At 65.0% G+C, this 13,913-nt stretch carries 16 protein-coding genes and 2 pseudogenes; 7 read left to right on the top strand and 11 right to left on the bottom strand.

From position 1 onward, the window contains the following. Positions 1-53 precede the first annotated feature (53 nt). The 3 genes from JSE7799_RS19115 (at position 54) to JSE7799_RS19105 (ending at position 3,197) form a co-directional block, all read left to right on the top strand. Positions 54-935 carry a carbohydrate kinase family protein gene (locus tag JSE7799_RS19115; RefSeq protein ID WP_055665031.1) on the top strand — a complete coding sequence of 294 codons (882 nt, stop codon included), beginning with the start codon at positions 54-56 and terminating at the stop codon, positions 933-935. After that, positions 932-1,369, top strand: a complete 438-nt coding sequence (gene dtd / locus JSE7799_RS19110; RefSeq protein ID WP_055665030.1) for a D-aminoacyl-tRNA deacylase — start codon at positions 932-934, stop codon at positions 1,367-1,369. The genes JSE7799_RS19115 and dtd overlap by 4 nt, the downstream gene beginning before the upstream one ends. Positions 1,370-1,991: 622 nt before the next feature. Next, positions 1,992-3,197 (top strand): hypothetical protein, encoded by a 1,206-nt coding sequence (locus tag JSE7799_RS19105; RefSeq protein WP_055665029.1) that lies wholly within the window; start codon positions 1,992-1,994, stop codon positions 3,195-3,197. Between the two features lie 23 nt (positions 3,198-3,220). Here the strand turns inward: JSE7799_RS19105 and phaR are convergent, their stop codons facing one another. The 3 genes from phaR to JSE7799_RS19090 all read right to left on the bottom strand — a co-directional run bounded on the left by phaR (position 3,221) and on the right by JSE7799_RS19090 (position 6,237). Next, positions 3,221-3,805 (bottom strand): polyhydroxyalkanoate synthesis repressor PhaR, encoded by a 585-nt coding sequence (phaR, locus tag JSE7799_RS19100; protein WP_055665028.1) that lies wholly within the window; start codon positions 3,803-3,805, stop codon positions 3,221-3,223. 110 nt (positions 3,806-3,915) lie between these two features. Further along, on the bottom strand, positions 3,916-4,359 hold the full coding sequence (locus JSE7799_RS19095; protein ID WP_055665078.1) for a phasin family protein: 444 nt from the start codon (positions 4,357-4,359) through the stop codon (positions 3,916-3,918). 147 nt (positions 4,360-4,506) lie between these two features. Continuing rightward, positions 4,507-6,237, bottom strand: coding sequence for a PHA/PHB synthase family protein (locus JSE7799_RS19090; RefSeq protein WP_245624943.1), 1,731 nt, complete (start codon positions 6,235-6,237; stop codon positions 4,507-4,509). A 224-nt stretch (positions 6,238-6,461) separates the two neighbouring features. On the opposite strand from JSE7799_RS19090, the gene phaZ reads away from it, so the two are divergent. After that, on the top strand, positions 6,462-7,787 hold the full coding sequence (gene phaZ, locus JSE7799_RS19085) for a polyhydroxyalkanoate depolymerase (protein WP_055665027.1): 1,326 nt from the start codon (positions 6,462-6,464) through the stop codon (positions 7,785-7,787). Next, positions 7,787-8,368, top strand: a complete 582-nt coding sequence (locus JSE7799_RS19080) for a DUF6151 family protein (protein WP_055665026.1) — start codon at positions 7,787-7,789, stop codon at positions 8,366-8,368. Before phaZ ends, JSE7799_RS19080 begins: the two co-directional genes overlap by 1 nt. Here JSE7799_RS19080 and JSE7799_RS19075 read toward each other — a convergent pair. The 7 genes and pseudogenes from JSE7799_RS19075 to JSE7799_RS19055 all read right to left on the bottom strand — a co-directional run bounded on the left by JSE7799_RS19075 (position 8,365) and on the right by JSE7799_RS19055 (position 11,893). Continuing rightward, positions 8,365-8,616, bottom strand: coding sequence for a hypothetical protein (locus JSE7799_RS19075; protein WP_055665025.1), 252 nt, complete (start codon positions 8,614-8,616; stop codon positions 8,365-8,367). The two genes, JSE7799_RS19080 and JSE7799_RS19075, sit on opposite strands and share 4 nt — an antisense overlap. Beyond that, positions 8,580-8,879, bottom strand: coding sequence for an integrase core domain-containing protein (locus tag JSE7799_RS22415; RefSeq protein ID WP_370736674.1), 300 nt, complete (start codon positions 8,877-8,879; stop codon positions 8,580-8,582). The genes JSE7799_RS19075 and JSE7799_RS22415 overlap by 37 nt, the downstream gene beginning before the upstream one ends. A 32-nt stretch (positions 8,880-8,911) precedes the next feature. Further along, positions 8,912-9,031: pseudogene (locus JSE7799_RS22410) on the bottom strand (IS3-like element ISMamg1 family transposase); the annotation flags it as partial. Further along, positions 8,977-9,378 carry an IS3 family transposase gene (locus tag JSE7799_RS22405; RefSeq protein ID WP_370736673.1) on the bottom strand — a complete coding sequence of 134 codons (402 nt, stop codon included), beginning with the start codon at positions 9,376-9,378 and terminating at the stop codon, positions 8,977-8,979. The gene JSE7799_RS22405 and the pseudogene JSE7799_RS22410, both read right to left, overlap by 55 nt. Before the next feature lie 98 nt (positions 9,379-9,476). Then, positions 9,477-9,743 carry a transposase gene (locus JSE7799_RS22400; protein WP_055665024.1) on the bottom strand — a complete coding sequence of 89 codons (267 nt, stop codon included), beginning with the start codon at positions 9,741-9,743 and terminating at the stop codon, positions 9,477-9,479. Positions 9,744-9,833: 90 nt separating this feature from the next. Then, positions 9,834-10,880, bottom strand: coding sequence for a Gfo/Idh/MocA family protein (locus tag JSE7799_RS19060; RefSeq protein WP_055665023.1), 1,047 nt, complete (start codon positions 10,878-10,880; stop codon positions 9,834-9,836). Further along, the gene (locus JSE7799_RS19055; protein ID WP_055665022.1) at positions 10,877-11,893 is read right to left on the bottom strand and encodes an MDR/zinc-dependent alcohol dehydrogenase-like family protein; all 1,017 of its coding nucleotides are present in this window, start codon (positions 11,891-11,893) and stop codon (positions 10,877-10,879) included. Before JSE7799_RS19055 ends, JSE7799_RS19060 begins: the two co-directional genes overlap by 4 nt. A gap of 504 nt (positions 11,894-12,397) precedes the next feature. Between JSE7799_RS19055 and JSE7799_RS19050 the strand changes: the two genes are divergently transcribed. Further along, entirely contained in the window at positions 12,398-13,171 is a 774-nt protein-coding gene (locus JSE7799_RS19050) for an IS1/IS1595 family N-terminal zinc-binding domain-containing protein (RefSeq protein WP_055665021.1), read from the top strand. A gap of 66 nt (positions 13,172-13,237) precedes the next feature. Next, positions 13,238-13,381: a hypothetical protein gene (locus tag JSE7799_RS21470; protein WP_222101825.1), complete on the top strand. Its 144-nt coding sequence runs from the start codon at positions 13,238-13,240 to the stop codon at positions 13,379-13,381. Between the two features lie 149 nt (positions 13,382-13,530). Here JSE7799_RS21470 and JSE7799_RS21935 read toward each other — a convergent pair. Continuing rightward, a pseudogene (locus tag JSE7799_RS21935) lies at positions 13,531-13,913 on the bottom strand (transposase); the annotation flags it as partial.

The raw sequence follows: 13,913 nt of genomic DNA, 5'->3' as shown, positions 1-13,913 counted from the left end.
GGTTGGGGGGCCCGGAGGCTAGTCCGGCATGAGGCGAACTGCTGGAGATCGACATGATCCTTTGCGCGGGCGAGGCCCTGATCGACATGCTGCCGCGGGTCACGCCCGAGGGGCCGGCCTTTCTGCCCGCGACGGGGGGCGCGGTCTACAACACCGCCATCGCTCTCGGTCGGCTCGGCGCGCCGGTCGCGCTGCATACCGGCCTGTCCTCGGACCTGTTCGGCAAGATGCTGTCCGATGGCTTGGCCGCATCCAATGTCGCCTGCCGGGCCGCTGTCTCGGACCGGCCGACGACGCTGGCCTTCGTAACGCTGGTCGAGGGGCAGGCAACATACGCGTTCTATGACGAGGGGACCGCGGGCCGCATGCTGTCGCCGCAAGACGCGCCGTCGATGGAGGGGGTCACGGCGCTGTTCGTGGGCGGCATCTCTCTGGCCGTCGAACCTTGCGCGGAGGCCTATGCCGCGCTGGCGCTTGCGAACGCGCACCTGCCGCTGATGATCGACCCGAATATCCGCCCCGGCTTCATCCGCGACGCGGACGCTTTCCGCGCCCGGCTCGACAGGCTGCTTGCGGTGGCGGATATCGTGAAGCTGTCGGACGAGGATCTGGAGTGGCTTGGGCTGAAGCCTGACGATCTGCTCGCGAAGGGTGCGAAGATGCTGTGCCTGACAGAGGGGGCGGCGGGTGTACGTGCCATTACCCGGAGCGCGGAGGTGCATGTCCCGGCCCGAGCGGTGGAGGTCGTCGACACGGTGGGCGCGGGCGACACGTTCAATGCGGGACTTCTGGCTGGCTTGTCCCGTGCAGGCGCACTTACGAAGGACGCCCCCGCGCCCGATATCCTTCGCGCGGCGCTGGAACTGGGTGTGACCGCGGCGGCCGTCACGGTCGGGCGCGCAGGCGCGAACCCGCCTTGGGCGCACGAGCTGTGAAGGCGGTCCTGCAACGCGTGACCGAAGCCCGCGTGGAAGTCGAGGGCGCGGTGGTTGGGCGCTGCGGGCCGGGCCTGCTGATCCTCGTCTGTGCCATGCGGGGGGACACGGAGGGAAACGCCGAGGCCTTGGCCGGCCGCATCGTAAAGTTGCGCATCTTCCGGGACGATCAGGGACGGATGAACCGCTCGCTCCTGGATGTCGGAGGCGCAGCGCTTGTGGTGAGCCAGTTCACGCTCGCCGCCGACACGTCGCGCGGCAACCGACCGGGGTTCTCCGCCGCGGCCGCGCCCGAGATTGGCGAGCGGCTCTACGAACACTTCGTCACGGCCCTGCGCGCCACCGCCATTGCCGTCGAGACCGGACACTTTGGTGCCGACATGGCGATCCATTTGGTCAATGACGGCCCCGTCACGATCCCGATCGAGCGATGAGCGTCCCCTCAGAAGTTGCTTGGCCGCCACTGGATCGAGCGCCGCCGGCGAGATGGCCTTCGGCTTCGGCAAATCCAGAGTGACGAACTTCCATACTGCTTTCGCATCGCATAGGTAGGTGGAAGCACCGACAGCAACCGACTCCCCCAGCGCCTTCGGCGACCGCGCACCTTCCTGATAAGGCCGCTCCAAACGGTCGCAAGCGGGTGGAGCCTCGGTGCCCTGGTGGGAAGCCGATCTGGACAACAGAACAGCGCACCGAACCGCAGCTCTGACCCCGCGCATATGTTCACAAAAAGCCAAGTGCGGAACAGCGGTAAAGTTCTGTTGGCAACGCGCAGGTCCGCTGATGGAACTCACTGGCTTCAGCATAACGCGTACAGGACGGCGGAGATGCGCGGCGTTGTTTTCCTCAGGAACACGGACACTGGAGATCGTCGCGTTCCATCATGCTTTTCCGAGAACCAACGCGCTTAGTGGGCGGCCGCCGCATCATCGCCTTTGGCGAAGACAGATGCGCTTCGACCGCACCGCAAAGGATACTCAGACCCACAAGGGGCGGTTGCCTTGCCCGAACAGCATCCTCCGCCTACCGTCTTCCGGTCCGACACGAGAGGTCCCCATGAAATTCCTGCTCACCGCAGCCGCGCTCGCGCTCGCCACGCCCGCATCGGCACAGGCGCCGATCTGCGGCGGGATCAGCCTCGTTGGGGAATGGGTCGGTGGCGACGAGGCAGGCTCGGATGTCAGCGTTGCCGGAAGTCCGTTCGAGATGGAGGGCCAGGTGCCGATCGCCGGCCATCTGGTGCGCCTCTTCTCCATCTCGCAGACGACGGATCTGCGGGTCGATGTGGCGGCGTTGCGTTCCGGCGACCCCTACATCTCGGTCTTCGACGCGGCCGGATCGGAGATCGCCACCGACGATGACGGCGGCAACGGATTGGCGAGCCGTCTTGAGGTGACGCTCGATCCCGGCGCCTACTGCCTCGCCGCTCGCAGCTATGAGAGCGGCGTCACCGACGTCTCCGTCTTCATCGGTCGCACGGAACAGGCGCCGGAGGACATCGCGGAGGTAAACGATGGCGTTCCTTCGCAAGGTGGCGCGCCCGATGCAGCTTGCTTTATCGGGAACATGGCGATGCTCGACCCTTTGGACGGCGTTGGGGCAGTTGCGACCGCTGCGGAGTCTCCCGCCTACGGCTTCAACCTCGATGAGGCGATGCCGCTGTCGATTACCGCGACCAGCATCGGTGGCGACCCGCTGATCCGCGTGCTCGATTCGGCGGGTGCCATAATTGCCGAGAATGACGATCATGACGGTCTGAACAGCCGGATCGACCTATCCGATCCGCTTGCGGCGGGCGAATATTGTGTTGCGGTCGAGGATCTCGACGGCGGGGACAATACAATCAACGTCACTGTGGAGCAGTTTGATCCGACGGCCTTTCGCCTGCGCCGGATCGGTCAGGCCGAGTTTTCCCCGACGGCGTCCGACGATGTCGAGGTCACGGAGCTCGGTACGCTCGACACGTCGGTCCTGCACGACGTTTCCACCTCGATTGTCGCCTCCTGGGTCCGTTTCGATCTGCCTGAAGGCGGGCTGGTTGTGACCGAAGCGATCGGCGATGGCGTTGATCCGATGATCGTCCTGTTTGACCGGGTCGGCCGGCGGATCGGCGAGAACGATGACGGTCCGACCGGCCTCGACAGTTTCCTCGCCTCCCGGCTTCTGGCCGGCAGCTACGTTCTCGCCGTCCGGACGATCGAGGAAGGGAGCACGACCGGAAATGTGCGGCTTTTGCTTCAGCGATATGTACCGGCGGAGTGACTAGCGCCCCGCCCTGACGGAGCCTACTTATTCATCTTGGCAAGCATCGCCTGCATTTCGGCAAGTTGCTTGCGGATCGCATCGAGTTCCTCGCGCGATTGCGCGGCCGCAGCGGGCTCGTCCTCCATCTCCTCCGGCGCCGGACCACTGGGCCATGCGGGTCCGGCGCCGCCGACCCCGCTCGTCATCGCCTTGAAGAACGCTGCCTGCTGCTCACGCATCGCCTTGAAGCCGGGCATCTGAGCCATCGGGTTCATCGAGTTCATGTTCTCGATCATCTGCGACTGACCGGACCGCAGCATCTCGAAGCTGGAGGCGAGGAAATCCGGAACGACCGATTGCGCGGCCCCCGTATAGGAGCGCACGAGGTCGGTCAGCACGCCGAGAGGCAAGACCGACTCTCCCTTCGTTTCATGCTCCGCGATGATCTGCAGAAGGTAGCTGCGCGTCAGGTCGTCGCCGGATTTCAGATCGACGATCTTGACCTCGCGGCCTGCGCGGATGAAGCCCGCGATATCGTCGAGGGTGACGTAATCGCTCGTCTCGGTGTTGTAGAGCCTGCGGCTTGCGTAACGCTTGATCAGAAGCGGTTTCGTATCGTCCGCCATCGCCCGGTCCTCCCCATGTTGCACCGCAGCAAGGGTAACGTTCGGGCGAGAAAGCGCAAACGAAAAGGGCGCCCACAGGGGCGCCCGATCCGTTCAGCCGTTCGAAGGTCTCACTTCGCGGCGGTCTTCTTGGTCGCGGTCGTCGCGTCGGTGGAGACCTTCTTCATGGCGTTGGTCGCATCTTCCTGCGCTTCCTTGCCGGCCGCCATCATCAGCTCGACCGTGTCCATCTGAACCTTCTTCGCGATCTCGGCGAAGGCGGCCATGTTCTCGGACGCAACCTCGGCGGAGGCGGAGGCAAAATCGGTCATCGACTTGGCGTAGTCGGCGGGCTCGTCCTTGACAGAAGCCATCGGCCCCATCTTGGCGAGCGTCTCGCGGGTCCACTTGTGCGACACTTCGGCGGACTGCTCGGCGGCGGTCAGCGCGACCTTCGACATCTTCTCGGCGAAGGCAGCTTGCGTCTTGAACGCGTCCTGCATCGCGGTGGTGTCGACGGGGAACGAACCCATCATGTCGGTCATGTATTTGGTGAAATCGGGCGTCTTGGTCATCATTTTCAGATCCTCGCTGGCTTTTCAGTTCGCTGCTGCGGCCCTTGCGTGGCCCTCGTCAGCGGATGACCGGGATATACTTTCTGCACCGCGGCATTGCAAGACCAATGCTGCAGCGCAGCAAAAAAACTTTCCCCTACGGCATCTCTATTCCGCGGCGGGTAGCACGTAATGCCCGGGGGCTGGCTCGATCTCCGGGAATTTGCCCTCGTCCGGTTCCCGCGCCTTGACCAGACGACCGGATCGGGACCGCAGCCACTCCTCCCAGCGCCCCCACCACGAGCCTTCGTGAAACTCGGCCTGTGCGAACCAATCCTCGGGGCTCTCCTGACCCAACTCATTCACATAATGGCCGTATTTCTTCTTGGTCGGCGGATTCACGATGCCAGCGATATGCCCCGATTGCGACAGGATGAACGTCTTCTCCTTGCTGCCCATCCGCGCCACGCTGCGCCACGCGCCGGGCCAGTTCGCGATATGATCGGTCTCGCAGGCGATGGAGGTCAGCGGCACCTTGACGTCGTCCAGCGTCAGCCCCTCCTCCCCCAACAGGTCGAAGCCGCCTTCCGCCAACCGGTTCTCAATGCAGAGCCGCCGCAGATATTCCGTCACCATCGGGCCCGGCAGGTTGGTCCCGTCGCCGTTCCAGTAGAGCAGATCGAACGCCGGCGGCGCCTCGCCCAGCATGTAGGATTTGATCGCGGGCCCGTAGACCAGATCGCGGGAGCGCAGATAGGTGAAGGTCCGCCCCATGAAGAACTTGTCGAGATAGCCCTTCACGGCCGCTTCCCGCTCAATCCCGCTCACGAAGTCCTCGTCAAGAAAGACGCCCATCTCGCCCGGATCCGAAAAATCCGCGAGCATCGTGAAGAACGTGGCCGAACGCACCGTGTCGTCGCCCCGCCGGCTCAACAGCGCGAGCGTTGCCGACAGGGTCGTCCCGGCGATGCAGTAGCCGATGGTGTTGACCTGCTTCTGTCCGGTGATCTCCTTGGCCACGCGCATCGCCTCGATGAAACCGTGCTCCACGTAGTCGCCCAGCGTGACATCCGCGTAGGAGGCATCCGGGTTCACCCAAGAGACGACGAAGAGGGTGTATCCCTGGTCGACGATCCACTTCACGAGGCTGTTCTGCGGCTTGAGGTCGAGGATGTAGAACTTGTTGATCCAAGGCGGAAACAGCACGATCGGAACCTGCCGCACCTTTTCGGTGGTCGGTGCATATTGGATCAGTTCGAACATCCGATTGCGGTAGACGACGCTTCCCGGCGTAGTGGCGATGTTGCCGCCCACCTGGAACGCGTCGGGATCGGCCAGAGTCACCAGCCAGTCGCCGTGATTCGCCTCGATGTCGCGAACGAGGTTCTCCAGCCCCCGCACAAGGCTTTCGCCCTCCGTCTCCACCGCCTTCTGCATCGCCTCGGGATTTGTGGCGAGGAAGTTGGTGGGACTGAACAGATCCACGATCTGCTGGCTGAAAAACGCGACACGTTTGCGATCATCTTCATTCAGCCCGTCGAGATCCTGCACCTGCTCGCGAATCGCGGCGGCGCTGATCTGATATTGCTGCTTGAGGAAGTTGTAATACGGATGCTCGTCCCAGAGCGGATTGGAGAACCGTTTGTCATCCTGCGTCCCCTCGCCCCGCGGCGCCGGCCGCCCGGTTGCGAGCGCCTGCTGCGCCTCCATCGCGTGGCGCACGGCATGGCCCCAGTAGCTGACCTGACGCTCGATCAGCTTACCGGGATTGTTCGCCATCTCGACCCAATAGGCGGCCATCGCCTTGGCATAAAGCTCCGGCCCCGGCCCCTGCAGGCCCGGATCGGACGCGCGCCGCGCCGCCAGCGCCGCCACCAGCCGCTTCGTCAGCTCGTCCATCTTCGCGAGGTTCGCGTTCAGCCGCGCCAGCGCCTCGGCCCCGTCCACGCCACCCGTGTCATCTCCGTCACGACCGCTCTCGCCCACGTGATCTCCTCCGCTCATCGCTTGCCTTCCCGCTGCCATGCTGCAACTGCTAAGTGATCTCGAACGTTGCTCTTAGGGAAACCGTAACATCCCGGCGCAACGATGCCACCCGTATCCGCCCGGAGGAGGACCGCGACATGCGTTTCATGGCCGCTTATGATCTGATGGAAACCGCCCGCAACACAAATGCGTGGCTCGGCGCGACTGCGCGCACGATGGGTAGTTATCCGGCGACCGCTCTGTCGCTGAACCCCGGGTTCCAAATGCTCGCCGCCTGGGGCGAGGTGACGGAGCGCGCCTTCAACCGCATGGTCGCCAAGCCTGACTGGAACATCCCGCCGATCGCCGCCGCCGACGGACATGACCAATCCGTGCTGGTGGAAAAGGTTCTCGAGCGTCCGTTCGGCGATCTCCTCCGGTTCCACGTCAACGGGCGCGAACCGAAGGCCCGGCGCATCCTTCTGGTGGCGCCCATGTCGGGGCACTACGCCACCTTGCTGCGCTCGACCGTCGTGTCCCTTCTGCCCGATGCCGATGTCTGGATCACGGATTGGCACAATGCCCGCGACATCCCCGTCTCCGCCGGAAAATTCGATGTGGAGGATTACACCCTCTACCTCGCGGAGTTCATGAAGCATCTCGGCTCCGACCTGAACGTCATCGCCGTCTGTCAGCCGGCGCCCTTGGCGCTCGCGGCGACTGCGCTTCTGGCCGAGCGGGATCCCGACGCGCAGCCGCGGACGCTCACCCTGATCGGCGGACCGATCGACCCGGACGCCGCCGCCACTGACGTCACCGATTTCGGCCGCCGGGTCACGATGGGGCAACTCGAACAGGCGATGATCCAGCGGGTCGGCTCCAAATATGCGGGCGTCGGCCGGATGGTCTATCCCGGGCTGCTGCAGCTGTCGTCCTTCATCTCGATGAACGCCGAGACTCATGCGCGCGCATTCCGCGACCAGATCTTCGCCGTCGCGGGTGGAGAGGCATCCGACCATGACCGGCACAACCGCTTTTACGATGAATACCTCGCCGTGATGGACATGACGGCCGAATTCTACCTCTCGACCGTAGAGCGTATCTTCAAAGGGCTGGAGATCGCGCAGAACCGCTTCACCGTGGAAGGCAAGCCGGTCGATATCGGCAAGATCACGAAGGTCGCCATCAAGACGGTCGAGGGCGGCAAGGACGATATCTCCGCGCCCGGCCAGTGCGTCGCGGCGCTGGACCTGCTGACCGGCCTGCCCGATGAGAAGAAGGCCAGCCACCTCGAGCCGGACGCGGGCCATTACGGCATCTTTGCCGGGGGCTCCTGGCGGCGCAATATCCGGCCTCTCGTTCTCGATTTCATCGATGCGAATTCCGATATGCCCGCCTCGAAGAAGATCGCGCCCGCCGATGCACCCGCGCGCGAGGCGGAGCGCTCAGCTCCTGCGGAAGGGCCGGATTCGGTTCCCGTCTGATGGAGGAGGACGGAACGCTCGGCTTCTCCTGCGCCTGCGGTACATTGCGGAGCAGGATCACCGACGTCTCGCCCGCCGCCTACACGCATATCGTCTGCCATTGCGACGATTGCCGCTCCGCCTACACACATCTAGGACAGGCCGATCCGCAGAGGGTCGGCATCCTGCAGACGACGCAGGACCGCATCCACATATCGCAGGGGGGAGAGAAGCTTCGGGTCCTCCGCCACACCTCCCGCGGCGCCTTGCGCTGGTATGCGACATGTTGCGACACGCCGCTTTTCTTCACACCGCTCAAGGCACGGCTGGCTCATGTGGGGGTCAACACCGATCGCCTCGACGATTCCGTGTCGATCGGCAAGGTCACGGCCGAAGGTTTCCTGCCGAGCCGCGACGGCAAGCACCGCCACAAGGGAGCCGCGCGCATGGTTGCGCGAATTGCATCACGGATACTGGCCAAAAATCTTTCCGGAGAGTGGCGCGACACGCCATTCTTCGACAAGGCAGGAGCCCCGGTTGTGGAACCCCGCATCCTCACCCGTGAAGAACGGGCAGCCGCACTCATGGCCCTCGGCCGCTAAGGGCGGCGCCCCTGCGCAAAGGCAAGCTCGACGAGGCGCACAGCCAAGGCATCCAACTCCTCCGGATTGGGCGGCTGCGGACGCCAGTCTTCCACCTTACGCCCGGCATAGGCCTCCGCCGACCACCAGCGTGCATCCGATCGCATGGGTTCCTGATCGCGCGGCGTCAGCATCTCGAGCAGACGTTCGTTCGGCTCCCGGAACTGCTCGATCAGACTTGACCGGAGCCCCGACTCTCCTCCGGCCATTCGGAGAATCCACGGGTTGATTTTTGGGGCTGCGCCGCACGGATTTCCAGCCCCTTCTTTGCCATGAACTCGACCGGCGGGATGTTCCCGAGGCCGGAATGCGGGCGGCGGTGGTTGTAGTCGTGCTGCCAGTCCTGGATCTTCTGCCGCGCCTCGTCGAGCGTCGTGAACAGGTTTCGTTCAACAGTTCGTCCCGGAACCGCCCGTTGAAACTCTCGACGAAGCCGTTTTGCATCGGCTTGCCCGGCGCGATGTAGTGCCATTCGACGCCGGTCCGCTGGCGCCACGATAGGATCGCCATCGAGGTCAGCTCCGTGCCGTTGTCGCTGACCACCATGGCCGGGCGCCCCCGCCGGGCGATCACGGCGTCGAGTTCTCGGGCGACGCGGTGGCCGGACAGCGACGTGTCGGCCACCAGCGCGAGGCATTCCCGGTGTAGTCGTCGACCACGGCCAGCACCCGGAACCGGCGTCCGTCGGTGAGCGCGTCGCTTACGAAGTCGAGGTTCCAGCGGATGTTGGGCGCATCCGGCAGTAGCATCGGTCGTCGTGTGCCGAGGGCGCGCTTCCGACCGCCTCTGCGGCGCACCTGGAGCTTCTCCTCGCGGTAGAGCCGCCTCAGCTTCTTGAGGTTCATCACGATCCCCTGTCGCTCGAGAATGACGTGGATGCGCCGGTAGCCGAAGCGCCGCCGCTCGGCCGCGACGGCCTTCATCGCCGCCCGCGCCTCGGCATCGTCGGGACGGACACTGCGATAGCGCACGCTTGACCGATCCACGGCCAGGGCCCGGCACGCCCGGCGCTGGCTCACGCCGTGGACCGCCACGACATGCGCCACCGCCTCCCGCTTCACACCGGGCGTTACCGTTTTTTTGCCGCAACATCCTTCAGGATGGCATTGTCGAGCATCGCCTCGGCCAAGAGCTTCTTGAGCTTGCCATTCTCGTCCTCAAGCGCCCTCAGCCGTCGCGCATCCGAGACCTCCAGCCCGCCATACTTCGCCTTGTATTTGTAGAACGTCGCTGAGCTGACCCCGTGCTTCCGGCAGACAGCGGCCGTAGACATCCCGGCCTCCTGCTCCTTCAGCATCCCGATGATCTGCTCCTCGCTGAACCTCGATCGCTTCATCGTCCGTCTCCTCAATTGGAGCGGATTCTACCTCAAACTGGAGGAAGATACGGGTCTCAGGTCAACCGTCTAGGTCGCCGTTGTCCGACCTCAGGCTGCGGCGCGTGCGTAAATGGCGTCGATGGCGGCGGCAAGTTCACCCAAACTCTCACAGGCAGGGTCGAAGCCGAGGTTTTCGGCCAATCGCCGCGCCCAGTCGGCGGCGGCGCGTCCGCCCCATGGGTCGGGTGGGGCAATGCGTTGCTCGCTCTGCGTGCCGTGATGGCGATGGGCAGAGAAGTCGTAGAAGCTGCCGTTCTCGTTTCGCACCGAGAACCCGCCCTGCGTGCCGAAGGCGTCGACGCCGATCACAGCATCGCAGCCCGCAGGCAGGTTCCACGAGCAGGCGATGCGGATTACCCCGCCCTCAGGCGTCTCCAGGGTGGCTGCCGCATAATCCTCGACCGCTTGAAAGACGGTCTCGCCGCGCAGACGCTGACCACCGGCGTAGAGATGGGCCGAAGTGCAGCGCAGATTGCGTGCCCCCAGCGCCCAAGTCGCCATATCGATCAGGTGCGCGCCAAGGTCGATGAGACAGCCGCCGCCCGAGAGCGCGCGATCGCGGAACCATGGCTTATCAGGTCCATAGGCATTGTGGAATGTCAGGTCGAGCGCATGGACCGGCCCCAATTCTCCCGCCGCGACCGCATCGCGCAGCGCAAGGAAAGCGGCGGCGTGCCGGTAGCTTAGATCGACATCCAGAAGCCGATCGGCGTGGCGGGCGGCACCGATGCAGGCGCGGGCTTCGCTCTCGGTGCGCCCGAGCGGCTTCTGGCAGAACACGGCGACCCCGGCCTCAAGAGCGGCAATCGTTTGTTCGGCATGAAGCGCGGACGGCGTCGCGATGACGATTCCGTCGGGGCGCAGCGAGAGCAGCTCCTCAAGATTGCCACAACGTGCCGCGTGGGGCGCGAGACCCGCCGCCGCCTCGATCGCTTCAGGTGAGGGGTCGGAGATGGCAACGATTTCGGCGGCATTTTCGGCGGCAATCGCCTCCATCCGGTGCCGGCCGATCCAGCCAAGCCCGAGAAACGCGAGGCGGGGGCGGCGTGTCGTGACGGTATCGGTGCCGACGGTCAGGATCGTGGTATCGGTCATGCCAAGGCCTCCGGTGAGACCCAAGCCTTCACGAAACCCTCCGTTTTGTCGCGGGTCGCGTCGAGCGCCCGGTCCAGTTGCGACAGCGGATAGCGATGGGTGACGAGAGCATCCAGATCAAGCCGACCTTCGGCCGCCGCGGCAATGCCCTCGCGCATTCCGTGCAATTGCACCTCGGCGTCCCGTTCGTGCGCACTCACGATGTCGATCCCCTTCCAGTTCCACATCTGCATGTTGACCTGGCGCGGGCCGTCCTGGTGGTATCCGGCTATCACCAGCCGCCCGCCTTCACGCACCAACTCGCCCGCAAGATCGAGCGGCCATTGCTGGCCCACCGCCTCGATTACCACGTCCGCCAGCCGGTCGCCGGTCATCCGCCCGACTTCGCGCATGATCTCCCAGTGGTCCTGCATCGGGATCGTCTCGGCTGCCCCCATGGTGCGGGCAAGTTCCAATGAGCTTTCGCGTCGCGATATGGCGATGACGCGTGCGCCAGCCTGCGCCGCAAGCGCGGTCAGCGCCGCGCCGATGAACCCGATGCCAATAATCGCGACCGTCTGCCCGGAAGCGATCTGGGCGCGGCAAAAGATGTTCATCGCGCAGCCCAGCGGCTCCGCCGGCACGGGCCGACCTGCCAGTGCATCGGGCAAGGGCAGTGCGCCGTCGGCTGAGATGACCTCGTGGCTGGCATAGCCGTGGCTGCCGGCAAAGGCGACCCGCTGCCCCTCGCGCAGACCTGTAACCCCTGCACCCATTTCTTCGACGACGCCCCAAGCCTCGTGGCCCATGGCACCCGGCTCCATCGGGAATGACTGCCATTCGGGCCCGGACCAAGGCTCGAGATTTGAGGCGCAGACGCCGCAGCCTTCGATCCGGATGCGGATCTGACCGGCATCCGGTTGGGGCAGGGGGGTCTCGACCGTCTCCACCCGCCCGGGCGCCACGACTCGCACCGCCTGAACATGCGCCGCGACGGGATCGGGTCGGGCGGCGGCCAAGCTATCTTCGAACATCGTTTCTCCTTGTTTGGCGGGGGTCGCGACCACTCATGACGGCGCCACTACCCTCGTCTGGCGCCGTCGACACGGCCAACTCATCAATGCTCGATACGTTCCAGAAGAAGATCCTCAGGGTGTCATAGTACGCCGGATCAGACGCGCTCATTGAGCGAACCTGACTCTTCATGTTTCTACAAGGTCAAAAAACGATTTGAGGTCCGGGTCTTGTTTTCCTGATCATCGAGGACGAGGAGGCCGGAGGGATTGCAGCTTAGGCCGAGCCCCGAAGCCGCTTATTCTACTGGAAGGCCGCGGTGGGTTCGAATACTCAAGCGGAGGAACACCAGAGGTTCAGTTGAGGATTAAGCGCAAAGAAGGATTTGTTAATGCAAGTCTGTCTTCTTGTGGCAGAGCGCTGATACACTTCTCGGCGGTGTCAGCAAACCGTGTTTGTTCCGTCTTTGTTCTTATGCGGCAGCAGGATAGAGTCCGAGGTCCCGAGACCTCAGGAGACCCGCCATGTCCCACTTCGATCCGGCCGAGTTCAGCCGCATGCTTGCCCGCCTGACACCGCAGGAGCTGCGCCAAGTCGAGGGGATTGTTGCCGAGGCGCGCAAGCGGGCCGAGGCCGTCCTGGAGATTGATGCCCGTGCCGAGGCGGGTGGTCCGGCGAGCTCGTGCCCGCGCTGCGGCGGCGACGAGCGCATCCGTTGGGGCCGAACCCGGACAGGCGCGCAGCGATGGAACTGCTCGGGCTGCGGGGCGACCTGGTCCGGTCGCAGCGACACGCCGCTCGCCCGGGTGCACCGCCCCGACCTCGTGGTTGCACTGGCGCGCGACATGATCGAGGCGCCGCAGCCGATGTCCTGCCGCCGCGGGGCCGAGGTCCTGGACACGTCGCGCCACAGCATCTGGCGCTGGCGGATGACGATCATCGGCGCCTTGGCGCCGGAGCCCGACGGCACCCTCGCCGGTATCGTCGAGGCCGACGAAGCGCACCAGCGCGAGAGCCGAAAGGCGTCGCGGGAGTGGGTCCGGCACCGGCGCGATCCGGCCACGACACCTCCAGGCGGCTGGAGGGTCTGGGAGAAGAAGCTCCTCGCGGCGACCGATCACGGCGGCCACCGGGTCTTCGAAGCGATCACCGACGCGGGCCAGCGGGCGATCTCCGGTGCCCTTCTGCCAGTGATGGCGCGGGACGCGGTCCTCTGCACCGACGGCCTGGCGACCTACGCGCGGATCGCAAGGGACGAGCGCATCCCGCACTTTGCGCTCAACGCCGGCCGGCGCTAGAAACGCACCCCGCGCAGCCATCACATCAATACCGTGATTGCCCTCATCGGCCGATTCCGCACCTTCATGAAGCCCTTCTGTGGCCCCTTCTCAAAGAACCTCGCCGCCTACGGCCGCTGGCACGCCGCCCGGGACAACGGCCAGCGGGATTACCTTGACGTCCTCAGGCTGCTCCTCGCATCAGGCCCCCGCGCCAACACGGTTTGCTGACACCGCCATAGGCGGATGTTTCGCCAGAAGCCGCCGCGCAGGAGCAAGATATCGCTGCCCGCGAATGCGAAGAGCCTGAGGACTGCGCGGACGCGCGTGCCGGGCTGATCATGGACGCCGCGCTTTCCGAAAGGTTGCCTCTCGCGCGCTTAGGTCCTGTTGACAGAACGTTGTGTCCAGAGGCGGATGCAGGCGACGTCGACGAAGCCGAGGAAGCTTTCGACGGTCTTGTCGTAGCGGGTGGCGACGCGGCGGCTGTTCTTGAGCCGCCTGACGCAGCGCTCGACCGGGTTGCGCAGCGCGTAGAGGGTCTTGTCCACGCCCGCGCGGGCCTTGCGGTTGCGGCGCATGGGGATGACGGGGATCGCCGGCCTCGGCCTCGGCCTCGGCCCAGTCGCGGATGCGGTCCGCGTCGTAGCCCTTGTCGGCAAGCAGTTCGCCCGGCGCGGGCAAGGCATCGTCCATGACGAGGTCGAAGCCTCTGTCGTCCGAGGTCTGGCCCGGCGTCACATCGGTGCGCATCGGCAGGCTC

This window comes from Jannaschia seosinensis (assembly GCF_001408515.1).
In the GTDB taxonomy this organism is placed as follows: Bacteria; Pseudomonadota; Alphaproteobacteria; order Rhodobacterales; family Rhodobacteraceae; genus Jannaschia; species Jannaschia seosinensis.
Note: the sequence above shows the minus strand (reverse complement) of the source record. Positions and strands in the feature narration are given on the sequence as shown.